This is a genomic window from Mesorhizobium sp. M1182 (genome assembly GCF_040318335.1).
Classification (GTDB): domain Bacteria; phylum Pseudomonadota; class Alphaproteobacteria; order Rhizobiales; family Rhizobiaceae; genus Mesorhizobium.
Window position 1 is genome coordinate 1 of the sequence record NZ_JAMYMD010000042.1, and the last position, 21,341, is coordinate 21,341.

The 21,341-nt window shown below is 62.9% G+C and carries 20 protein-coding genes and 1 pseudogene; 8 read left to right on the top strand and 13 right to left on the bottom strand.

What is annotated here, in order from left to right; all coding sequences use genetic code 11:
• The coding region (locus tag NKH33_RS29440) for an OmpA family protein (protein WP_352836225.1) at positions 1–1,704 on the top strand (1,704 nt) is incomplete at its 5' end.
• A gap of 239 nt (positions 1,705–1,943) precedes the next feature.
• Positions 1,944–2,459, top strand: a complete 516-nt coding sequence (locus tag NKH33_RS29445; RefSeq protein ID WP_352450730.1) for a TIGR00645 family protein — start codon at positions 1,944–1,946, stop codon at positions 2,457–2,459.
• Between the two features lie 54 nt (positions 2,460–2,513).
• Here the strand turns inward: NKH33_RS29445 and NKH33_RS29450 are convergent, their stop codons facing one another.
• The 3 genes from NKH33_RS29450 to NKH33_RS29460 form a co-directional block, all read right to left on the bottom strand.
• Positions 2,514–3,380, bottom strand: coding sequence for an SDR family oxidoreductase (locus NKH33_RS29450; protein ID WP_352473967.1), 867 nt, complete (start codon positions 3,378–3,380; stop codon positions 2,514–2,516).
• Positions 3,381–3,494: 114 nt separating this feature from the next.
• Entirely contained in the window at positions 3,495–4,130 is a 636-nt protein-coding gene (locus tag NKH33_RS29455) for a helix-turn-helix transcriptional regulator (protein ID WP_352473965.1), read from the bottom strand.
• Between the two features lie 7 nt (positions 4,131–4,137).
• A complete protein-coding gene (locus tag NKH33_RS29460; protein WP_352491489.1) occupies positions 4,138–5,007 on the bottom strand; it encodes a S1C family serine protease in 870 nt (289 codons plus the stop codon).
• Positions 5,008–5,176: 169 nt separating this feature from the next.
• Here NKH33_RS29460 and NKH33_RS29465 point away from each other — a divergent pair, with 169 nt between their 5' ends.
• A complete protein-coding gene (locus NKH33_RS29465; RefSeq protein WP_352491490.1) occupies positions 5,177–6,127 on the top strand; it encodes a S1C family serine protease in 951 nt (316 codons plus the stop codon).
• On the opposite strand, the gene NKH33_RS29470 is transcribed toward NKH33_RS29465, so the two are convergent.
• Entirely contained in the window at positions 6,124–6,549 is a 426-nt protein-coding gene (locus NKH33_RS29470) for a VOC family protein (RefSeq protein ID WP_352836222.1), read from the bottom strand. The two genes, NKH33_RS29465 and NKH33_RS29470, sit on opposite strands and share 4 nt — an antisense overlap.
• 66 nt (positions 6,550–6,615) lie before the next feature.
• Here NKH33_RS29470 and NKH33_RS29475 point away from each other — a divergent pair, with 66 nt between their 5' ends.
• Entirely contained in the window at positions 6,616–7,242 is a 627-nt protein-coding gene (locus tag NKH33_RS29475) for a TetR/AcrR family transcriptional regulator (protein WP_352683626.1), read from the top strand.
• Here NKH33_RS29475 and NKH33_RS29480 read toward each other — a convergent pair.
• The gene (locus NKH33_RS29480) at positions 7,175–8,131 is read right to left on the bottom strand and encodes a LysR family transcriptional regulator (RefSeq protein ID WP_352450726.1); all 957 of its coding nucleotides are present in this window, start codon (positions 8,129–8,131) and stop codon (positions 7,175–7,177) included. The genes NKH33_RS29475 and NKH33_RS29480 overlap by 68 nt on opposite strands.
• A 110-nt stretch (positions 8,132–8,241) precedes the next feature.
• On the opposite strand from NKH33_RS29480, the gene NKH33_RS29485 reads away from it, so the two are divergent.
• From NKH33_RS29485 to NKH33_RS29495, 3 genes are all read left to right on the top strand, one after another.
• A complete protein-coding gene (locus NKH33_RS29485) occupies positions 8,242–8,886 on the top strand; it encodes an FMN-dependent NADH-azoreductase (RefSeq protein ID WP_352491493.1) in 645 nt (214 codons plus the stop codon).
• Between the two features lie 132 nt (positions 8,887–9,018).
• A complete protein-coding gene (locus NKH33_RS29490; protein WP_352836219.1) occupies positions 9,019–10,401 on the top strand; it encodes a 3' terminal RNA ribose 2'-O-methyltransferase Hen1 in 1,383 nt (460 codons plus the stop codon).
• Entirely contained in the window at positions 10,398–12,974 is a 2,577-nt protein-coding gene (locus tag NKH33_RS29495) for a polynucleotide kinase-phosphatase (RefSeq protein WP_352922832.1), read from the top strand. The genes NKH33_RS29490 and NKH33_RS29495 overlap by 4 nt, the downstream gene beginning before the upstream one ends.
• An 8-nt stretch (positions 12,975–12,982) precedes the next feature.
• Here the strand turns inward: NKH33_RS29495 and NKH33_RS29500 are convergent, their stop codons facing one another.
• The gene (locus NKH33_RS29500; RefSeq protein ID WP_023678291.1) at positions 12,983–13,273 is read right to left on the bottom strand and encodes an HlyU family transcriptional regulator; all 291 of its coding nucleotides are present in this window, start codon (positions 13,271–13,273) and stop codon (positions 12,983–12,985) included.
• 113 nt (positions 13,274–13,386) lie between these two features.
• Positions 13,387–14,070, bottom strand: a complete 684-nt coding sequence (locus NKH33_RS29505) for a PadR family transcriptional regulator (protein WP_352922835.1) — start codon at positions 14,068–14,070, stop codon at positions 13,387–13,389.
• A 270-nt stretch (positions 14,071–14,340) separates the two neighbouring features.
• Here NKH33_RS29505 and NKH33_RS29510 point away from each other — a divergent pair, with 270 nt between their 5' ends.
• Positions 14,341–14,595: a DUF2798 domain-containing protein gene (locus NKH33_RS29510; RefSeq protein ID WP_352922837.1), complete on the top strand. Its 255-nt coding sequence runs from the start codon at positions 14,341–14,343 to the stop codon at positions 14,593–14,595.
• A gap of 62 nt (positions 14,596–14,657) precedes the next feature.
• On the opposite strand, the gene NKH33_RS29515 is transcribed toward NKH33_RS29510, so the two are convergent.
• From NKH33_RS29515 to dnaG, 6 genes and pseudogenes are all read right to left on the bottom strand, one after another.
• The gene (locus tag NKH33_RS29515) at positions 14,658–15,038 is read right to left on the bottom strand and encodes a thiol-disulfide oxidoreductase DCC family protein (protein ID WP_352922840.1); all 381 of its coding nucleotides are present in this window, start codon (positions 15,036–15,038) and stop codon (positions 14,658–14,660) included.
• 210 nt (positions 15,039–15,248) lie between these two features.
• Positions 15,249–15,542, bottom strand: coding sequence for a GYD domain-containing protein (locus tag NKH33_RS29520; protein ID WP_352450720.1), 294 nt, complete (start codon positions 15,540–15,542; stop codon positions 15,249–15,251).
• Positions 15,543–15,749: 207 nt separating this feature from the next.
• Positions 15,750–16,148: pseudogene (locus tag NKH33_RS29525) on the bottom strand (sigma-70 family RNA polymerase sigma factor); the annotation flags it as partial.
• A gap of 135 nt (positions 16,149–16,283) precedes the next feature.
• A complete protein-coding gene (locus NKH33_RS29530; protein ID WP_352473952.1) occupies positions 16,284–16,847 on the bottom strand; it encodes a hypothetical protein in 564 nt (187 codons plus the stop codon).
• A 38-nt stretch (positions 16,848–16,885) separates the two neighbouring features.
• The gene (rpoD, locus tag NKH33_RS29535) at positions 16,886–18,907 is read right to left on the bottom strand and encodes an RNA polymerase sigma factor RpoD (RefSeq protein ID WP_023678297.1); all 2,022 of its coding nucleotides are present in this window, start codon (positions 18,905–18,907) and stop codon (positions 16,886–16,888) included.
• A 373-nt stretch (positions 18,908–19,280) separates the two neighbouring features.
• Positions 19,281–21,242, bottom strand: coding sequence for a DNA primase (dnaG, locus tag NKH33_RS29540; protein WP_352771682.1), 1,962 nt, complete (start codon positions 21,240–21,242; stop codon positions 19,281–19,283).
• Positions 21,243–21,341: the final 99 nt, after the last annotated feature.

Genomic DNA, 21,341 nt, shown 5'->3' on the forward strand with positions numbered 1-21,341 from the left:
AATCAGCAGCAGCAAACAGAATCCGCTCCGGCCGAGCAGATCGCTCCAGCCGAGTCCGAGCAACCCCGCAAGAAGCGGCGCAATCGGCAGCAGATCGAAGCGGCCCCATCGGAACAACCGGCCGAGCAGGCAGCGCCGGCAAACGACAACCAGCCCAACGTCAACCCGCGCAAGAAGAAGCAAAAACAGAACCAGCAGATCGAGGCTGCCCCGGCAGAACAGGCTCCGACTGTCGAGCCCGGACAAAAGCCGGGCAAGCGCAAGAAGCCTGCTGAATTGACCGGACCCGCCACGGAGGCGGAAGGCCAGCCGGCGCCGACCAATAAGGAAGCGACCCCACAGGCCCAACCGGCTCCGATCGAGCAGCAGGCCGCTCCCGTCCAGGGCGAACAGCCCCAGGACAAGATCAAGAAACGTGGCAAGAGGCCTGTCGGCGAACAGCCGGTGACAGGAGAGCAACAGCCCTCGACCGGCGAACAGCCTTCGACTGGCCAGGCCGCGCCGGTCCAGGGTGAAAATCCGGTCCAGGGTGAAGCCCAGGCCAATCCGAACGAGGCACCTGTTCTGGACAGCCAGAAGGATGTCTTGCGCAAGCGCAAGGGTGGCAAGGAGCGCGGCCAAAATGCCGGTAAGCAGCAGGGCAACCAGCCCGCCCAGCAGGGCGAGAACCAGGTGGAAGCCCCGAAGCCGGCTCCGGTCGATCAGGGGCCGCCACCCACCGACGACCGGGCAGCCCAGCGGGAGATCAAGCCTGAAAAGATCGTTCCGGTGACCGAGGAAAAAGGCAAGCGCGTCGAGCGTGCGCCGGACGTCGAGGATGTTCGTCGTCGTCCGCGCCCCCAGGGCGCCAACGTCGTCAGGGAATTCGGCGACCGCGTTATCCTCCAGTTCAACAACCAGACGTTCGTCGAAAGCAGCGATGCACCGCGCATGCACCGCGGCGCCAGGAATGTCTATTATGAGGACCTGTCGGGCGATCGCACCCGGGAAATAGTCGAGCGTGACAATGGTGTCCGGATCGTCACCATCCGCAACCGCTACGGCGACGTCATCCAGCGTTCACGCATCGCGCCCGACGGCCGCGAATATGTGCTGAGCTATGTCGACGAGCGGAACTATGACGACGATGCAGACTGGCGCGACCCGGGCGACGACCTGCCGCCGATGCGCCTTACCATCCCGCAAGAGGAATACATTCTGGATTCCGAAGAGGTCGAGGATCCGGACGACTACTACACCTTCCTCGAACGGCCGCCGGTCGAGAGGGTCCAGCGCCTCTATTCGATCGACGAGGTCAAGCGCTCGGCCCGCGTGCGCGACATCGCCCGCCGCATCGACCTCGACACGCTCAACTTCGAATTCGGTTCGGCCTCGATTTCCGACACCGAGGTCCAGAAGCTGGAGGGTGTTGCCAACGCCATGGACAAGCTGCTGAAGAAAAACCCGGCCGAGAGCTTCCTGATCGAGGGCCATACCGACGCTGTCGGCACACCGGAAGCGAACCTTGCTCTGTCCGACCGCCGCGCCGAGGCGGTCGCCGAAGCCTTGACCAACGCCTTTGGCATCCCGCCGGAGAACCTGACGACGCAGGGCTATGGCGAGGAGTATCTCAAGGTTAACACGTCGGGACCCAACCGCGAGAACCGCCGCGTCGCCATCCGCCGGATTACACCCCTGGTAGCGCCTGTGGCCAGCGCCCAATAAACCGCAATGTGAACCGCGCGATTTGATCAACCATTGAATCGCGCGGTCATCAATCTTGAAACGCGCGGTTACCCATCCCAGATTCTGGAAAGGGCGTTCCCTGCCCTGTCCCGACTCCAGCGGGACACACGAGCCCCGCCGGTTCCCCTCCCCGGCGGGGTTTCGTTTTTTTGAAACCTTGCAAACCGCCGCAGCCTGCCCGAAATACGGCACTCCGATAACGGAGCCCGAATCGCCGCATGAAGCGCCTCGAACTCGCCATCGAATCGATCATTCTCGCCTCGCGCTGGCTGCTGGTCGCCTTCTATCTCGGACTGGGTGCGGCACTTGCCATCTATGCCGTGTCCTTCGGCAACAAGCTGTTCGAGTTCGTCTCCGTTGCCTTCACGCTCGATGACACCGACACCATCCTGAAAATACTCGGCCTCATCGATGCCGCGCTGGTCGCCTCACTGGTGGTGATGGTGATCATCTCGGGTTACGAAAACTTCGTCAGCCGCTTCGATGAAAATGACGGCAAGGTGCATTGGCTGGGCACGATCGATGTCGGCTCGCTGAAGGTCAAGGTCGCCTCGACAATCGTAGCGATCTCCTCGATCCACCTCTTGCAGGTGTTCCTGAACTCGGTCTCTTACACGACCGACCAGCTGATGTGGCTGACCATCATTCATCTGGCCTTCGTTCTGTCGGCACTGATGCTTGCCTATATCGACCGGCTGATGGGTCTTGGCAAAGCCAAGAAAGCCGAAGACTGAGCACACGTCTGTGCCGGTCTTTAAGAGATATGCCTGTCAGCTAGATACTTTCCGTCAGTAGATACCTTTGATTTTGGTATCCGTCCGGCCGAACACCTCGTCCGGCACAAAAAAGTCGCCGGCGAGCGGGCCTGTCGCACCCGGCGCATAGGCCGAGAAATCGCTGACGCCCTCAGCGCGCAGCACTTCTTCGTCAATGTAGAAATTGCCGGTCGCCTCACGCGACGGCCTGACCAGGATGGCGTATGCCGCATCGGCCATGATGTCGGGCGAACGGCTCATCGCCGCCACCGTCGCCCCGCCCAGGAGGTTACGCACCGCCGCCGTGTCGATGGTCGAGATCGGCCATAGCGAATTGACCGCAATGCCGTCCCTGGCGAACTCGGCGCTCATGCCCAGCGTGCACATCGACATGCCGAACTTTGCCATCGTGTAGGCGACATGGTTCTTGAACCACTTGGCCTTCATGTCGAGCGGCGGCGCCAGATTCAAGATGTGAGGATTTTCCGCCAACCTCAAGTGCGGAATGCACATTTTGGAGACGAGAAAAGTGCCGCGCGTGTTGATCTGGTGCATCAGATCGTAGCGCTTCATATCGGTCTCCAACGTGCCGGTAAGCTGGATGGCACTGGCGTTGTTGACGCAGATATCGACGCCGCCGAACCGCTCCACGGTCTTGGCGACCGCCTCGGCGACCTGTTCTTCATCCCGAATGTCGCACAGCGCCGGCAGCGCCTTGCCGCCGGCCTGCTCGATCTCGTGCGCCGCCGTGTAGATCGTCCCGGGCAGCTTCGGATGCGGCTCGGCGGTCTTGGCCGCGATCGTCACATTGGCGCCATCGCGCGCGGCGCGCAGCGCAATCGCCAGCCCGATGCCGCGCGACCCGCCGGAGATGAAAAGCGTCTTTCCCTTGAGCGACATCCTTGCGCCTTCCTGCAACATGAAAGACACGATCCTTGCGCGGCTGAGAACCGCCGCGCAAGGCCCAACACACCGCATGCGGGTTACGCTGCGTCGGCCTTGAGACAATCTGAACTAGACCAGCACCAGGCCCTGCCGCATGGCGATGGCAATCGCATCGGTGCGGTTGGCGGCACCGAGCTTCGTCAGGATCGCTGCGACATGGAACTTCGCCGTATGCACGGAGATGTTCAGCCGCCGCGCGATGACCTTGTTGGGGGCGCCCTCGGCCAGCAGCGCCAGCACCTCGCCTTCCCGCGGCGAAAGCGTCGGCCGGACGATATGCTCGTCAGTCGGTTCCTCTTCGAACCGGTCGCTGCCATGGAAGGTCAAATCGTGATGCAGATCGGATAGAGCATGACTGTCACGCGAAATCCGGTAGCCCGCAGCCGCGAGCCGCGCGGCGGCGGCGATCAGCAACTCGTCCGCTTGCACCGGCAGCACGGCAAATACTGTATCGGCCGGCCGTTCACGGGCCGCTCGCGACGATAGCAGCACGCGAGGCATAGCCGCGTCGACGAGCCCGCCTTGTAGCCCATGATCATCGACGATGGCGACATCCGCCGCCTCACGCCCGTCGACTTCGCCGGCCAGAACCGGCCGCAGATCATCGGTCGCGGCGAGAATGGCGGACAGACTTCGCGTGCGCTCGGCGTCACCGAGCGCGATCAGCACCGTCAGCCGTCTGCCAGCGACCTCACCGCTTACCATCTATCCCTCAGCTCAGTGGCTTTTCACCGATGGTCAGGGAAACCTCACGATTCTCGCCGCCGCGCACCACGCCGAGTGTCACCAAGGCACCGGCGCTGTCCGGCCCGAGCTTGCGGATCAGCTCGCGCGGGCCATGCACCGTCTCTGCGTTCCACGACACGATGATGTCGCCGAGACTGAGACCGGCTGATTTCGCCGGCCCGTTATCGTCGAGACTCATCACCATGGCGCCCTGTGTATCACCATTGCGGACCGGATGCAGGCCGGCGCCAAGATAGCCGCGCGCCACATGACCCTTCTCGCGCAGCGTCGTGACTGCCCGCTCGATCGTTTCGTAAGGCATGACCAGCGCCCGCCGGCGTGGCCCGAACAGCAGCATGCCGATCAGTCCGCCCTTGGCGTCGAGCACAGGGCCACCCTCGAAACGGCCGCCGGCATTGACGGCAAGGTTGATGCGCCGGTCGATCGTGCCACCGCGCATTGAACGCCAGGCCGGGCCGACCTCGCCGACCGTGCCGAAGGTAGCGAGCGAGGTGCCGTCGCTATTGCCCGCCACGACCACCAGGTTGCCCGGCCGCACCGCATCCGCCTTTACCAGTGACGGGGCGGCCGGCGCGCCGGCCGGTTTCAAAACGGCCGTGCCGGTGGACGGGTCGCGGCCGACCAGTTCCGCCTTGACGGCTTCGCCCGAAGAAAACGTCAGCTCGATCTCCTCGCCGGCCTCGACCGCCTCCTCGGCAGTGACGAAATAGCCGTCCCGCCAGTGGAAAGCAGTTGACGTCCGGTGGTGCGTCGCGAAGCTGGCCGTCGCTGGTGCCGCGGCTGCCGCGATGTCGGCAATGGCGTCGGAAAACGTGCTCAGATTGAAATCGCTCATGATTTGTCTCCTGGGTTCTTCGTGACCCAGATATCGCCCGGCAGGGCGTTGGCGGATACTCGCCTGACGGCTAGTTGGGCATTTGACTGGCCATCTGGTCAGGTCGCGGCCGGTCCGGCCGCTCCGCACATATAGGCATTGTTCATCTTGTTCCAAACGGAGCCTTCGGATGGCCCTGCCCGCCCAGCAATTGCAATATGACGATGCCCTTCTCGATGCCTATTCGGCGACGGTCGCCGATGCCGTCGACCGCATCGGGCCCGCTGTCTGCCGCATCGAGCGCATCGGTGGCCCCGGCGGCCATGGCTCCGGCTTCGTCATCGCGCAGGACGGGCTGGTCGTCACCAACTTCCACGTCGTCGGCGATGCGCGCAGCGTACGCGTGTCAATGCCGGACGGCGCCTCCAGGGAAGGCCGCGTGCTCGGCCGCGATCCCGACACCGACATTGCGCTGGTGCGCGCCGACGGCAACTTTGCGGACGTCGCGCCGCTTGGCGATTCCAAGCGATTGAGGCGCGGCCAGATTGCTATTGCTATCGGCAATCCGCTCGGCTTCGAATGGACCGTCACCGCTGGCGTCGTCTCGGCACTCGGCCGCTCGATGCGTGCCTCCACCGGCCGGCTGATCGACGACGTCATCCAGACCGACGCCGCGCTCAACCCCGGCAATTCTGGCGGACCGCTGGTGTCCTCGGCTGGCGAGGTGATCGGCGTTAACACCGCGATGATCCACGGTGCGCAAGGCATCGCCTTCGCGGTTGCCTCCAACACCGCCAATTTCGTCATCTCGGAAATCATCCGCTTCGGCCGTGTGCGCCGTGCCTTCATCGGCGTTTCCGCCGACACCACCAACCTGCCGCGCCGCGCAGCCCTTTTGTCGCAAGTATCGAGCAGCACGGCGGTGCGCCTGCGCACCGTCGAAAAGAACAGCCCGGCGGCCAAAGCCGGCCTCAGGGAAGGCGACATTATTGCCGCCATCGACGGCCGCCCGGTCACCGGCGTCGACGATCTGGTGCGCATGCTCGACGCCGAGCGCATCGGCCGCGAGACACTGTGCACGGTGGTGCGCCGCTCCGGCATTACTCAGGTCACCGTGATGCCGTTGGCGCGGGCGAGTTAGCGCGCCGCAGCACCCTGCGCATATTGCGCCATAAATTCTGGGCTCGGCGGGATCGGCCTGATCACGTCGATCAGCACGCCGTTGGGATCCCTGGTGATGAAATGACGCTGGCCGAAGGGTTCGTCGCGCAGCGTTCGCAGGATCGGCAGGCCAGCGGCGGTGATCCGCTCACAGATGGCATCCGGATCCCTGACCTCGAAATTGATCAGCAGGCCAGATGTGCGGCCCCGCCCTTCCTCCGGGATCGTCTCATGATCGCCCTGGACGATGCCGAGGTTGACGCGGCGATCTTCGGCTGAGCGCAGATGCACGTACCAGTAGGCCTCAAACAGCGGCTTGAAGCCGAAATGCGCAACATAAAAGGCTGCCGTGCCGGCAACGTCGCTCGTCATCAGCACCGGATAATAGCTCGTCGTCCTCATCTTTCCTTCTCCCGGCAAATAACATACAGTCTGCATGTAAATGGCAATAACATACAGGCTGCATGTATGCAACAAGGATCCGCTCGTCGCTCCAACCGTGATCGCACCGAGGCGACACGCGCTGAGCTCATCGCCGCGGCTCGCAAACTGTTCACCGAAAAGTCCTATGCCGAGACCGGCACACCCGAGATCGTCGCCGCTGCCGGCGTCACGCGCGGCGCGCTCTATCATCACTTTGCCGACAAGCAGGCGTTGTTTGCCGCTGTGGTCGAACAGGAGGCGCAAGCCGTCTCGGAAGAGATCGAACGCGCGTCGCCGCCTTCGCTATTTGCCCGCGATGCGCTGATTGCCGGCTCGGATGCCTATCTGGCTGCCATGCGTGCGCCCGGCCGTACGCGGCTCTTGCTGCTTGACGGCCCGGCCGTGCTCGGCCGCGCCGCCATGGATGCGATCGACAATCGCCATGGCAACCGTTCGCTGCGCGACGGCCTTGTTGCCGCGATGCGCTCGCACTCCATGACGAGACTGCCTGTGGAAGCACTGACCGCTTTGCTCGCAGCCGCCTTCGACCGCGCAGCGCTCGCAATCGAAACTGGAGCATCGATCGAGGACTATCGCGCCGTTCTCATGGCGCTGATCGACGGCCTGTCTCCGGCTCCTCCTCAGGTATCTCACCCGGTTCGAACTCGTTGAAACAGCCTAGCTGGCGCTTGAACTGGTCGATCAGCCAGGCGGCCGCCGGTTTCGGGCTGCGATCGGCGCGGTGCATGGCATAGAGCGGCGAGCGGACTTCGCTGTAAGGCTCGAGATCGAGTTCGACGAGCCGCCCGGTCGCCAGATCATCGGCGATGAGCCATCGCGGCAGCCCGCCCCAGCCCAGCCCCTCGCGCATCAGCACGTGCTTGGTGCGCACATCCGTCAGCCGCCAGGTGCGGTAGGCGAAGACGCCATAGTCACGCCCGCGCGTACGCTCGGACTGGTCCGAGACGACCAGTTGGATGTGTTCGCGGACATCCTCTAGCGCCACTGGTCTCGGCAGCAGCGCCAGAGGGTGATCAGGCGCTGCGGCTGGCACCAGGGAGAAGAAGCCGATGCGAAGCAGATTCACGTCCGTCTCACCCAGAAGCCCCCCGATGCCGAGATCGGCCTGTCCGCCGACAACATGATCGAGGATAAGGCCAAGCGAGCCGATATGCAGACGCAGCGTCACGGCCGGGAACTGCGCCTCGAATGCCTTTAGCACCCGAACCAGCACCGGCGACGGTAGCGTCACGTCGACCGACAGCGTCACTTCCGCCTCCAATCCCTGCCGGTATCCGTCGACACGCGAGCGGATGCGTTGCAGCACGCCGACCATGCGCCGCGCATCTTCCAGCGTCGCCTTGCCGACATCGGTCAGTTGCGGTTCACGCGTGCCCTCGCGCTCGAACAGCTTCAGCCCGAGCTGCGCTTCGAGGTTGGCGATGGCGTAGCTGATCACCGATTGCGCGCGATTCAATTTGCGCCCGGCGGCCGAGAAGCTGCCGGTCTCGGCCACCGCAACCAGGATCTGCAGTTGGTCAAGCGTCGGGTTCGGTTGCATCGTTCAATCCACATTTTAGATGGATAATATACAAAATATACCAGTTTTTCAAATGGGTCTGCGCACACATATCTGCCGGGAGATTTTGATCCAACCCTGGAGACCCCATTATGTCCATCCTTCTTGTCACATCGAGCCCGCGCGGCGCTGCCTCACACTCGACCCGTATTGCTACTGAATTCGCCGAAAAGCTTGTTGCCGCCGATCCGTCGAACACGCTTGTCGTGCGCGACCTCGTCGCCAATCCGTTGCCGCACATCGATGCCGATTATGCGACCGGCATCTACACGCCGGCCGAAGCGCGCACCTCGCGCCAGGCCGAAGTCGTTGGCGTCTCCGATGTCGTGCTGGATGAACTGTTCGCCGCCGATTCGGTGATTCTCGCCACCGGCTTCATCAACTTCAACATCTCCTCGACGCTGAAGTCCTGGGTCGATCACATTGCCCGTTCCGGCAAGAGCTTTGCCTATGGCGAGAACGGCCCCAAGGGCCTCGTCACCGGCAAGAAGGTCTACATCGTGCTGGCTTCGGGCGGCATCTATTCCGAAGGTGCGGCCGTGCAGTTCGATCACGCCATTCCCTACCTGCGCAGCGTGCTTGGCTTCCTCGGCATGACCGATCTCGAGGTCATCCGCATCGAAGGAGTCGGTATGGGCGCCGATGCGGTGGCAGCAGCGCTGGCCAAGGCCTCGACCAAGGTCGACGCCATTGTGGCCGCGACCGGTAATGCCGAGCGCGTCGCCACCGCGGCGTAAAGCGTCAGGATCGTCTGAATTGTACAAGGGCAGGCGCCCGGCGCCTGCCCTTGTTGTCGTTGGCGACAACCTATTGTGGTGGGCCACACAACCGCCATTGGTTATTCCGCTTGTCTGCGCTATCGGTCGCGGATGTTCCTTTCCGTTGCCACAACGCACCGTCCGGCCACCGATCTCGGCTTCTTGCTGCACAAGCATCCGGATCGCCTGCACGAGACCGACCTGTCTTTCGGCAAGGCGTGGCTGTTCTATCCCGAGGCAACCGAAGAGCGTTGCGAGGCTGCACTCCTGCTCGACGTCGACCCGGTGGGACTGGTGCGAGGCAAGGGCCAGTCAGAAGGCTTGCTAGACCAATTTGTGAACGACCGGCCTTACGCTGCATCATCCTTCCTGTCGGTGGCGCTGAACAAAATGCTGCGGACGGCGATGACCGGTATATCGAAGGAGCGCCAGGAACTAGCCGACAGCGAACTGCCGCTGGAAGCCGTGGTCACGCCACTGCCAACGCGCGGCGGTGAGGTTCTGGTTCGAAGTTTGTTCGAACCCTTGGGCTGGACAGTCGATCTGACGCCAATCGAAGGAATCGGGGGTGCTGCGGGCGAGCCCCGATACGGCCATCTGAAGCTGACCGGCACGGGCTGGCTCAGCGCCTTGTTGAACCACCTCTATGTGCTGATCCCGGTGATGGACGATGCCAAGCATTACTGGGTCGGCGAAGCAGAGATCGACAAGCTGCTGTCCAAAGGCGAAGGCTGGCTGGAAAACCATCCGGCCAAAGACCTGATCGTGCGCCGCTATCTGGGCAATCGCCGGGCTTTGGCCCGCATCGCCCTGGAGCGGCTGGCTCCCGAGACGGCTGGCGAGGCACAACCTGCCGAGCCGCGCGTTACGCCCGAGGAAGCGCTGGAGACGCCTATCCGGCTCAACGATCTGCGCATGGACGCAGTTGTCCACGCCATTCGGGCGACGCGAGGAACCACGGTTGCGGACCTGGGATGCGGTGAAGGCAAGCTGCTCGACAGGCTGGTGCGCGAGCGATGGATTCACAAGCTGTTCGGTCTGGATCCGGCGGCGCGCGAACTGGAATGGGCCGCAAAGCGTCTCAAGCTGAACGAATTAGGCGGGCCGCCCGAGGGCCGGGTCACGCTGCTGCATGGATCGCTGACCTACCGCGACAGCCGTTGGGCCGCAGCCGACGTCGCCGTTCTGGTCGAGGTCATCGAGCATCTCGACGAGGACAGGCTGCCCCTGGTCGAACGCATCGTTTTCGGTGAGACGGCGCCCAAATCCGTCATCGTGACCACTCCGAATGCGGACTACAACGCTCTGTTTCCAAGACTGGTCCCTGGCGCATTTCGCCATCCCGATCACCGTTTCGAATGGAGCCGGGCTCAGTTCCAAGCCTGGGCGGCCAAAATCGGCGAGATCTATGGCTATGCAGCCACCTTCAGCGGTATCGGAGCCGAGGACCCGACCCTCGGCGCCCCCACACAGATGGCGGTGTTCACCCGATGAGAGAACCTGATAAGACCCACCTCACCATTCCTGACTTCGCCCTCGTCGTGCTGATCGGCTCGACCGGATCGGGCAAGTCGACTTTCGCCACCAAGCATTTCCTGACGACTGAGATTATCTCCTCGGACCAGTGCCGGGCGCTGATCTCCGACGACGAAACCGACCAGGACGTCTCTGCGGATGCCTTCGATCTGGTTCGCGAAATAGCCGGCAAGCGGCTCAAACACCGCAGGCTGGCCGTCATCGATGCCACCAATGTGCGAGCCGCCGACCGCAAGCCCTGGATTGAGCTGGCGCGCAAGTGGCACGCTTTGCCCGTCGCCGTGGTCCTCGATCCAGGCGTCGAGGTGTGCGTCGCACGCAATGCGGTGCGAGCCGACCGGCAGTTCGGCGCCGGGGTCGCCCAGCGCATGACAACCGAGGTCCGCAAGGGTCTTGGGGGCCTCCAACGCGAGGGCTTCCGCCAAGTCTGGAAGCTTACCAGCGAGGCCAGCATCGACGCGGCCGAGGTGTCGCGACAGCCGCTGTGGACCGATAAGCGCGACGACCATGGCCCGTTCGATATCATTGGCGACATCCACGGCTGTTCGGATGAGCTTCATATCCTGCTCGCTCGATTGGGCTACAGCATCGTCTGGTCTGAGCATCAGGGCGACCGAACGGTCACCGTGGTCCCACCAGAGGGCCGCAAGATCGTCTTTGTCGGCGACCTCGTCGATCGCGGTCCCAACTCGCCCGACGTGCTGCGCATTGCCATGAGCATGGTCGCGGCTGGAACCGCATACTGTGTCCAGGGCAACCATGAACGCAAACTCAGCCGCTGGCTAGAAGGCCGCAAGGTCACGGTCGCTCACGGCCTCCAGCAGACTGTCGATCAGCTAAGTGCACAGGACCGAGGCCTGCGCGAGGCGCTGCCGGCCTTTCTCGACGGCCTGCGCAGCCATGTCTGGCTCGATGGCGGAGGCCTCGCCGTCGCCCATGCCGGCCTCAAGGAAGAGATGATCGGACGCGGTTCCGGCGCTGTGCGCGAGTTCGCTCTGTACGGCGAGACCACAGGCGAGACCGACGAGTTCGGGCTGCCCGTCCGCGCCGACTGGGCCGCGGCCTATCGTGGCAAGACGGCCATTATCTATGGACATACGCCCACGCTATCGGCCGAATGGGTCAACAACACCCTGTGCATCGACACCGGATGCGTATTCGGCGGCAAGCTGACGGCCTTGCGCTGGCCGGAACGCGAACTGGTCGAGGTGCCGGCAATCCAGACCTGGTCGGAGCCGATACGTCCGCTGGGCGGGTCCGGTCCCGGTAAATCGGCACAGGCCGACGCCGACGGCGTGCTCGATTATCAGGATGTCTCCGGTCGCCGTTGGATCGAGACCGGACTGAGGGGCCGGATTGTCGTGGCCGAGGAGAACGCGTCGGCAGCACTGGAGGTGATGAGCCGCTTCGCGCTCTCGCCGCAATGGCTGATCTATCTGCCGCCGACCATGTCGCCGTCCGAGACCAGCAGCCAGGACGGCTGGCTGGAACGTCCGGAGGATGCCTTCGCCTACTTCCGCGAGCGCGGCGTTGCGCAGATCGTGTGCGAGGAGAAGCACATGGGTTCGCGGGCAGTGATCGCGCTCTGCCGGAACGCGCAGGCGGCACGCAGCCGCTTCGGGGTCCCTGGCGACGAAACCGGCGCAATCTGGACCCGCACCGGACGCTCCTTTTTCAATGACAGTGCCATGACGGAGGACCTGCTCGCCCGTCTTCGCACCGAGGTCGACGCGGCGGATCTGTGGAAGGAATTGAACAGCGACTGGCTGCTGCTGGACGCCGAGATAATGCCTTGGTCGGCCAAGGCCGGCAGTCTGATCGAAAGCCAGTATGCGCCTGTGGCCACATCCTCTGCCGCCGGTCTCAAGGCCAGCAGCGAGGCGCTGGCCCGTGCGATGGCGCGCGGCGTCGATGCAGCCGGCCTGAACGCACGCCTTGAAGACCGGGCCGTCCGCGCAGCCAAATACGCCACCGCCTGGGCGCCCTACGTATGGCCAGTTTCGGGCGTCGAGGACCTTAAGGCCGCGCCTTTCCACGTGCTGGCCAGCGAGGGACGTATTTGGTTTGACCAGGACCATGTCTGGCACATGTCGCTCGCGGACCGTCTGACTGCCCGTGGCGGCGTGGTCACGCCGACTCGATGGCGTATGGTTGATCTGGCCGACGGCGGCGCGTGTGCCGAGGCCGTCGCCTGGTGGGAAGCGCTGACTGGCTCAGGCGGCGAAGGCATGGTGGTCAAACCACGCGACTTCGTCAGCCGTGGCAAGAAGGGGCTCATCCAGCCGGCGCTGAAGGTCCGCGGCCCAGAATATTTGCGCATCATCTATGGTCCCGAATATGACGCGCCCGACAATCTCGTCCGCCTCCGAGAACGCGGCCTGGCCGGCAAGCGCAGCCTGGCGCTCAGAGAGTTCGCGCTTGGCCACGAAGCGCTAACGCGATTTGTCGCCAAGCAGCCGCTACGCCGGGTTCACGAGTGTGTCTTCGCCGTGCTGGCGTTGGAAAGCGAGCCAATCGACCCAAGGCTGTAATAGCCGATCTATCCGAAGATCTTCTCGCCTTGCTCGTCGACCAGCTGGATGCCCTTTTTGATCGAGATGTCGACAGCGTCATCAAGCCCGGCAAAGCGGTCGGCGCGGATGAATTTGTGCTCCTTCATCACGCCGTCGATCTCCTTCGAAACCACACCGCAGGTCTGGTACTGGCCCTCCGCCTTGTAGGGCGTGGCGCTGATCAAAAATCCCTTGTGCTCGATCTGCTTTGCCGGCGCCGCTGTCTTTGGCTCGGCGGCTTCGTTGCCTCCGCCGAAAAGACGCTTCAGAAAAGACATGGGGTATCCTCCAACGGCAATCATCCTGCACCACATAGCGCGGTGCAGGATGATTTTCAGTACCGGTCCTTGGCCCAGCGGGCAAGGGCCGCAACTGGCTTGGCAGCCAGAGATCAGTCGCGCGACAACGCTTCCAACGCCTCTGCGGCAGCTTCCAATATGCTGATTGCCTCGGCCTGCTTTGCTTCAGGCGCATCGACGATTTCGCCGAGCGCGGCGCGCAGCCGGTGGCGCACGGCGCGAAACTCGTCGCGCTTTTCCGAGCGGCCGCGGCCGCGCCGGCCACCGTCGCCGTCATCGTTCCAGCCGAACCAGTCGCGCGCCTTCGCCATCTTGCGGCCGAAGCGCTCGAGATGTTCGAGCACGTGGTCGATCATCTTGCGATTTTCGTTGAGGTGCGCCTGCCCAGCCTCGGTGATTGAAAACACCTTCTTGTTGCCTTCCGCCGCAGAAACGGCGTAGCCGGCCTCTTCCAGGAAGGTCAGCGTCGGGTAGACCACGCCGGGGCTCGGGCTGTAGAAGCCGCTGGTGCGCTCCTCCAGCGCCTTGATGATGTCGTAGCCGTGCCGCGGCGCCTCGGCCAGCAGCGACAGCGTGATCAGCTTGAGATCGCCGTCGGCCAGCATGCGCCCGGCGCGGAACATGTCGCCCGGCCCGCCGCGTCCGCCGCCTCTCATGCCATGCCCGAACGGGCCAAAGCCGCCGCCACGTCCGCCGAACTTGCCGGCCATATGCATGAAGACGCGCTCGGCGCGTTCGCCGAAACGGTGACGGCTGAAATGATTGTCTTTGTGCATTGTCTGCTCCTTGAGTTATGTCTTACGATATATCTCAACTAAGTGCCCGCCACGGTCGAGTCAAGATATATCTTACGATGTATCTGAAAATGGCACCAGCAGGATTGATTTCGCCAGCGAGGGCAGCTAGAGGGTGCATGAGGGCCGAAGGCCGCTCCGTAAGCGTCTGACGTGAAGCAACGCATCCACCCCGGTCGTTCCGGGCAGTTACGCCGACAATACCGGCGAATGGATGCAAGGCGACGAACCGGATGCTTCAGGGAAATCCAAATGACCATGACCCCCCGCAGCAAGCTGCCTGCGCGCTATGCCGCCGTGCTCGGCCCGCTGGTGCTGTCGTTGCTGATGACGTTCATCGTGTCGTTCATCTCGACACTGAAAAGCCTTGGCTTCCAGGCCGACATGCCGGCCACCTGGCTGACGGCTTGGGGCCTGTCCTGGCTGGTGGCCTTTCCGACGCTGCTGCTGGTGCTGCCGGCGGTGCGCTGCATCATTGGCTGGCTTTGCGAGCCCGTGGCTCGATAGCAGGGCACGCGAAAGGCCTGGAAACAATCTCCGGACCTTTCGGTGCGGAGCGAACAATACCGCTACCAGCGGCCTTTGCGCCGATTCCAGGCGTAGAGCAGATCGGCGAAACGATCATAGCCATAGCGCGTCAACGGCAGTGCGCCAGGATTGCCGAACAGCGTTGCGAGCCAGCCTTCGCCGGGCGTCGTCCGCCATACAGCAATGGCAACATCGGCGCCGACCAGCAATTTGCCACCGGCGTCGGTCGCATGCAGCCGGCGCCGGATGTCCTCCAGCCCGATGCCGTATCCGGCCAGCGCCGCCGGTTCGGCATTGATGTCGCGAAATTCGATCCGCCCGGCCTTGACCGCCTCGATCAGCCGCCGCTTCTGCCGGCTGATACCGGCATCACAGACCGGACAGCGCGTATTATACCAGACGGTCAGCAGAGGCTTGCTCATGTTTCGAAACGGCACCAGAGGACACGCACGGATTATCCGAGAAATGCCGTTGCGCCGCAACGTGACACGATACCGGCGGAATGGCCGGTTTCGCTGATCCAGGTCGCCCAAAGGGTACGCAGCGGTTTTACGATAACGACATGCATAAAAAGAAGAGCTTAAAGCGCGTCGCAAAGGCCGTTCAGCGCGACGCGCTTCAGACGCCGCGGCTCAGCCGAGCGAGGTGATGATCTCGCGATAGGCATCCTCCGGGAAAGCCTTGAGCGTCCGAGTCCTGACGTTGCCAGCCGTCGCCAGCATTAACGAGAAACGAGCCAGGACGGCATCGTCGGGCGCTTCGAGCACGGCCACCATGTCGCAATCCCCCATGGTGAGATAAAATGCCTTGAAGGACCCGCCCATGTCTCCCAGCAGCTTCTTGGCGGCATCGAGCCGCTTCGGCGATTCGCGCACGTTTTTGGCGCCTTGTTCCGTCCAGTTGATCAGCACGATGTAAGTTGTCATGGCACACCTCCCTCCGGTGCCACGGAGCACGGCGTCCAACTGCCGGGGCGGGCATCCGGGTTTGTCGCCCAGAGAATGCGTCCGTCGCGGAATTATCCTCTCGTAGGGCACGACACGCAAGAGCGGCGCGTTCAATCGTGATCGCCTGTGCCCAAACGGAAAAGGGCGCCACCGGCGCCCTTGAAACTGCTTATCCGTCACCCGGCCTCAGCTGTCGAGGAAGCTTCTGAGCTTGCGCGACCGGCTCGGGTGCTTGAGCTTGCGCAGCGCCTTGGCTTCGATCTGGCGGATGCGCTCGCGGGTGACCGAGAATTGCTGGCCGACCTCTTCAAGCGTGTGGTCGGTGTTCATGCCGATGCCGAAGCGCATTCTGAGCACGCGCTCTTCGCGCGGCGTCAGCGAGGCCAATACTCGCGTCGTCGTCTCGCGCAAATTGGCCTGGATCGCTGCGTCGATCGGCAGGATCGCCATCTTGTCCTCGATGAAGTCGCCCAGATGCGAATCCTCCTCGTCGCCGACCGGCGTTTCGAGCGAGATCGGCTCCTTGGCGATCTTCAGCACCTTGCGCACTTTTTCCAGCGGCATGGCGAGCTTTTCCGCCAGTTCGGCTCGCGGCCGGTCTCATGCAGCCGACTGCACCACGAGCCCGGTGAACCGTCGATGGCCATTGCCCTATCATGCAAATGTCAACCGCTTTCATCCGGCTGTCACTATCACGGACAAATCCCTGTGGAATTACAGTTATTGAACAACATCAATTCCCGCCGCAAAAAGTCCGTCCGCCGTGCCGCGCCCGGTCAACACGACCCGAGTGCCCTGATGAAGTGTATTACGAAAGTTGTCCGAGATACCGCATAGAGTGCCGGTCATCATCGGCATGCCCGCCAGACTGACTCTATTCGGACAGCGGTAAGACCAACCCGCCGTATCACTGACGGAAAATTCGAGTTGCGTATGCTTCCCCATCAGTGCCGCCAGCCAGAGCGGGTATGCAGTCAGGACAGTTGCACGGATAAAAACGCCGAAAATAAAAGGCAACACAATAACGCCAAAACCAGAAAGGATGAGGGTCTTGATGGACACCTGCGGGGCGTCGAAGTCCCTTGCAAACTTTCGGCAGTAAAGAACGAGAATTAAGCAGCCAGCAGGTATAGCAATCGATTTCGCGATCATATCGTGGTCGCTCACATAACGTTGCGACGGCACAAAAGAATGACCGAAGATCATTGCTCCAAGTAGAGCCAATAGGTGAATGGTAAGACCGGCCAGGCTGAAAACGATGACCCGTGGGAGGAGGCGGCGCAATGACCGTCTCTCTGTTATCTCCCCCACGGAAGCCTAGCCTAACTGTCCAGGAAGCTGCGCAGCTTGCGCGACCGGCTCGGGTGCTTGAGCTTGCGCAGCGCCTTGGCTTCGATCTGGCGGATGCGCTCGCGGGTGACCGAGAACTGCTGGCCGACTTCTTCAAGCGTGTGGTCGGTGTTCATGCCGATGCCGAAGCGCATTCTGAGCACGCGCTCTTCGCGCGGCGTCAGCGAGGCCAATACGCGCGTCGTCGTCTCGCGCAGATTGGCCTGGATCGCCGCGTCGATCGGCAGGATCGCCATCTTGTCCTCGATGAAGTCGCCAAGATGCGAATCCTCCTCGTCGCCGACCGGCGTTTCGAGCGAGATCGGCTCCTTGGCGATCTTCAGCACCTTGCGCACTTTTTCCAGCGGCATGGCGAGCTTTTCCGCCAGTTCTTCTGGCGTCGGCTCGCGGCCGATCTCATGCAGCATCTGGCGCGAGGTGCGCACGATCTTGTTGATCGTTTCGATCATGTGCACCGGAATGCGGATGGTGCGCGCCTGGTCGGCGATCGAACGGGTGATCGCCTGCCGGATCCACCACGTCGCGTAGGTCGAGAACTTGTAGCCGCGGCGGTATTCGAATTTGTCGACCGCCTTCATCAGGCCGATATTGCCTTCCTGGATCAGGTCGAGGAACTGCAGGCCGCGATTGGTGTATTTCTTGGCGATGGAGATGACGAGGCGCAGATTGGCCTCCACCATTTCCTTCTTGGCGATCGCGGCTTCGCGCTCGCCCTTCTGCACCTGGTTGACGATCTTGCGGAATTCCTGGATCGAAATCGCCGTCTCGGTGGCGAGGTTCTGGATCTCGGCGCGCAGGTCGCGGATGGCGTCCTTCTCGTTCTTGGTGAATTCCTTCCAGCCGCGCGAAGTCAGATTGCCGATCGAGCGGGTCCAGTTCGGATCGAGCTCCGAGCCCTGATATTCCTTGAGGAATTCCTCGCGGCGCACGCCATAGCTTTCGGCCAGCCTGAGCAGCTTGCCTTCGTTCTGCACCAGGCGCTTGTTGATGTCGTAGAGCTGCTCGACCAGCGCCTCGATGCGCGCCGTGTTCAAGGACAGCGACTTCACCGCCTTGATCAGCTGGTCTTTCAATTCCTTCAGCCGGCGGTCCTGGCTGGGCGACAGCGTGCCCGCGGCAGCCAGCCGGTTCTCGACCTGCTGGTCCTGCAGCTTGCGCAGTTTCTTGTAGGTGTCGGCAATGACGTCGAGCGTCTCCATCACCTGCGGGCGCAGTTCCGCTTCCATGGCCGCCAGCGACAGGCTCGCCTCGTCATCGTCTTCCTCGTCGTCGTCCACCAGGCCACGCGTGTCGCCGCCGACATTGGTGATGTCGTCCTCGTCCTCACGCGAACGGCGCGACTTTTCCTCGGTCTTGGCTTCCTCGATACGCTCGACAACCGGCGCCTGCTTGGCCTCCGGCCCGGCATAGGTCGCCTCGAGGTCGATGATCTCGCGCAGCAGGATCTTCGATTCGTTGAGCTCGTCACGCCAGATGATGATGGCCTGGAAAGTCAGCGGGCTTTCGCACAGGCCCGCGATCATCGTCTCGCGGCCGGCCTCGATGCGCTTGGCGATCGCGATTTCGCCCTCACGCGACAGAAGCTCGACTGAGCCCATCTCGCGCAGATACATGCGGACCGGATCGTCGGTGCGGTCGGTCGGCTCTTTCTTGGTCGTGGTGGCGGCGACGGCGGTGCCGGTCTGCTCGGCCAGCTCGTTGGCGTCTTCCTCGGCGTCAGCGGCGGTATCGGCGGCTTCGGGCTCCTCGCCCTGCTCGTCGTCCTCGACCACGTTGATGCCCATGTCGGAAAGCATGGCCATCGTGTCCTCGATCTGCTCGGAGGTCACTTCCTCCGAGGGCAGCACCGAATTCAGCTCGTCCATGGTGACATAACCGCGTTTCTTGGCGGCCTTGATCATCTTCTTGACAGCATCGTCGGAAAGGTCGAGCAGAGGGCCATCGGTCGCGGCCTCGCGTTCGGTCTCGACTTCTTCCTTTTCTTTTGTCGCCATAGTCTTTATTTCTCCAAGCGGCTGAGTATCAAAGCCGCGTAAGCTGCCGGTCCGGTCAAATTGGATGCGCTCTTTCCAGAACGCGCTTTACCGGGCCAGTAACTGCATCTCTCGTTAAGTCCAGATTAACCCTGATATCTGTGGCAAGCTGACTGCCTGTCCAGTGATCAGTACCTTACATCGCTGCATTCCCGTCGATGCCGGGGCGGGTTAACGTTTCGAATCGACCTGATTCCGCCATTCTGCCGGAAGGTCAAGCGCCTCTCGCATGATTCGCATGAAAAAAGCGAATCAATTACCCGACTTAGAGCACCGCACGCTTGATTCAACGCGCAAGCACGTCCTTACATTTCAGTCTTCTGGAGGCTTCGATCTAAACGCGCCCAGCTCTGCCCGACGATACGCCAAACCCTTCGATCAGCGCTTCCGTTGCCTGCACATCACGAAATTGCGCCTGGATTTCGACCAGGTGCCGGTAATTTTCGTCCGTGGGATCGCTGGCGAGCGCTGCTTCCGCCTGCTTCAGCTCCTTATGTAAGGTGCGCGCGCTGCGCTGCAAGTGGAGAGCTTGGCTGAACGCATCGCGAGCATCGTCGAGTGCTGCCGTTTCCAGCGCCGGCCATTGCCGCGCACGTTTGATCAGCGCCACCGCGCGCTGCCAGATCTCACCGCAGCCGGCCCGCTCGATCGTCGCGATTACAGCCTCGCGGTTGTTGGCCATATCGTGCGCCATAGCGTCGAGGATGGCCGCATGCAGCCGCTTCAGATCGGAATTGGCGAGATCGAGGAACTCGACATGGGCGAAATTCTCGTCGATCAGCACGGGATGGTTGACGAGGGCCGCAATGATCGTCGCCTCGCGCACCGACATGCCCTCGCCGCCGCGTTTGACCAGCGCCGAGCGGCCGAGGCTTTCGGTGATCGCGGTGCGCCCACCGGCATTGCCGCCACGTGCAAACTGTCCGCCGGGTGCTGAGACCCTGCCCGGGAAGCGCTCACCTGGCCGTCCGTCCTGACGTCCCTGGCGTCCGCGCTGGGTCCCGAAGAAGCTCTGTACGCGCTCGCGCATTTCCTGTTGGTAGTGATAACGAAGGCTCTCGTCGCGGATGCGGCTGGTCAGTTCGCGGAGCGTCTTTTCGAGCTCCGCCCGCCGTTCCGGCGTGTCGAAGATGCCGCCGGCGGTCTCGCGCATCCACAAGAGGTCGGCCAGCGGCCGTGCCTCGGAAAGCACGGCGCGGAACGCATCCGGCCCGTCACCCTTGACCAGATCGTCGGGATCCTTGCCCTCCGGCAGCAGGGCGAAGCGCACGGAGCGGCCTGCCTGGACCGCCGGCAGCGCCATGTCGGCGGCGCGCCACGCTGCCTTCAACCCGGCCTGGTCGCCGTCGAAGCACAGCACCGGCTCGCCAGCCATGCGCCATAGAAGTTCGAGCTGGTTTTCAGTCAACGCGGTGCCGAGCGGCGCCACCACGTTTTCGAAGCCGGCCTGCGCCAGCGCGATCACATCCATGTAGCCCTCTACGGCAATGACCGTGCCGCCCTTGGCCAGCGCCCCCTTTCCGAGCGCTTGGCGCGCACGGGCGAAATTGTAGAGCACGTTGCCTTTGTGGAAGAGCTCCGTATCGGGCGAGTTCATGTATTTGGCCGGCGCATCCGGCGCCAGTGCCCGCCCGCCGAAGGCGATGATCTTGCCCCTGGAATCCGGGATCGGGAACATGATGCGGTCGCGGAACCAATCGTAGGAAACCGGGACGTCGTCGCCATGGCGCACCAGCCCGCACGCCTCGATGTCGGCCTTGGGGACACCCTTGGCGGCAAGATGCTCCTTCAGCGCATTGCGGCTGTCGGGGGCATAGCCGAGGCGGAAAGACTGCTGCGTCGCCGGTGTCAGCCCCCGGTCGCGCAGATAGGCGCGGGCCTTTGCCCCTTCCGGTCCCTGCAGCCGTTCCTGGAAGAACGCCGTCGCCATCTCCATGACGTCAGTCAGGCTGGCGCGTTCCTTTTCGCGCCGCTCCTCCTGGGCATCGCGAACCGGCATCGGCACGCCGGCCATGTCGGCGATCTTCTCGACCGCTTCAGGAAAGCTCATCCCGTCAAGTTCGGTTAGGAACTTGAAATGGTCGCCCGAAACCGAGCAGCCGAAGCAATGGTAGCGGCCCTTCTTGTCCTCGCAGTGGAAGGACGGGCTCTTCTCGCCATGGAAGGGACAGCACGCCCAATAGTCGCCGCGCGGCGCGTTAGTCTTCTTCCTGTCCCACGCGACGCGCTGGCCGATCACCGAAGAAATCGGCACGCGGTCGCGGATCTCGTCGAGGAAAGCAGGCGGAAAGCGCATGGGGGACAGCTCGTTTGGCCTCCATATAATCACGCCGGCGAAGCCCGACGACTCCTAATGCGGAACCATACCCGGTTTTCACAGGGCCAAGGGGTCCAG

Coding starts and splice junctions, on each gene's coding strand:
- NKH33_RS29445 (WP_352450730.1), top strand. CDS start 1,944: ATGAAGCGCCTCGAACTCGCCATCGAATCGATCATTCTCGCCTCGCGC.
- NKH33_RS29450 (WP_352473967.1), bottom strand. CDS start 3,380: ATGTCGCTCAAGGGAAAGACGCTTTTCATCTCCGGCGGGTCGCGCGGC.
- NKH33_RS29455 (WP_352473965.1), bottom strand. CDS start 4,130: ATGGTAAGCGGTGAGGTCGCTGGCAGACGGCTGACGGTGCTGATCGCG.
- NKH33_RS29460 (WP_352491489.1), bottom strand. CDS start 5,007: ATGAGCGATTTCAATCTGAGCACGTTTTCCGACGCCATTGCCGACATC.
- NKH33_RS29465 (WP_352491490.1), top strand. CDS start 5,177: ATGGCCCTGCCCGCCCAGCAATTGCAATATGACGATGCCCTTCTCGAT.
- NKH33_RS29470 (WP_352836222.1), bottom strand. CDS start 6,549: ATGAGGACGACGAGCTATTATCCGGTGCTGATGACGAGCGACGTTGCC.
- NKH33_RS29475 (WP_352683626.1), top strand. CDS start 6,616: ATGCAACAAGGATCCGCTCGTCGCTCCAACCGTGATCGCACCGAGGCG.
- NKH33_RS29480 (WP_352450726.1), bottom strand. CDS start 8,131: ATGCAACCGAACCCGACGCTTGACCAACTGCAGATCCTGGTTGCGGTG.
- NKH33_RS29485 (WP_352491493.1), top strand. CDS start 8,242: ATGTCCATCCTTCTTGTCACATCGAGCCCGCGCGGCGCTGCCTCACAC.
- NKH33_RS29490 (WP_352836219.1), top strand. CDS start 9,019: ATGTTCCTTTCCGTTGCCACAACGCACCGTCCGGCCACCGATCTCGGC.
- NKH33_RS29495 (WP_352922832.1), top strand. CDS start 10,398: ATGAGAGAACCTGATAAGACCCACCTCACCATTCCTGACTTCGCCCTC.
- NKH33_RS29500 (WP_023678291.1), bottom strand. CDS start 13,273: ATGTCTTTTCTGAAGCGTCTTTTCGGCGGAGGCAACGAAGCCGCCGAG.
- NKH33_RS29505 (WP_352922835.1), bottom strand. CDS start 14,070: ATGCACAAAGACAATCATTTCAGCCGTCACCGTTTCGGCGAACGCGCC.
- NKH33_RS29510 (WP_352922837.1), top strand. CDS start 14,341: ATGACCATGACCCCCCGCAGCAAGCTGCCTGCGCGCTATGCCGCCGTG.
- NKH33_RS29515 (WP_352922840.1), bottom strand. CDS start 15,038: ATGAGCAAGCCTCTGCTGACCGTCTGGTATAATACGCGCTGTCCGGTC.
- NKH33_RS29520 (WP_352450720.1), bottom strand. CDS start 15,542: ATGACAACTTACATCGTGCTGATCAACTGGACGGAACAAGGCGCCAAA.
- rpoD (WP_023678297.1), bottom strand. CDS start 18,907: ATGGCGACAAAAGAAAAGGAAGAAGTCGAGACCGAACGCGAGGCCGCG.
- dnaG (WP_352771682.1), bottom strand. CDS start 21,242: ATGCGCTTTCCGCCTGCTTTCCTCGACGAGATCCGCGACCGCGTGCCG.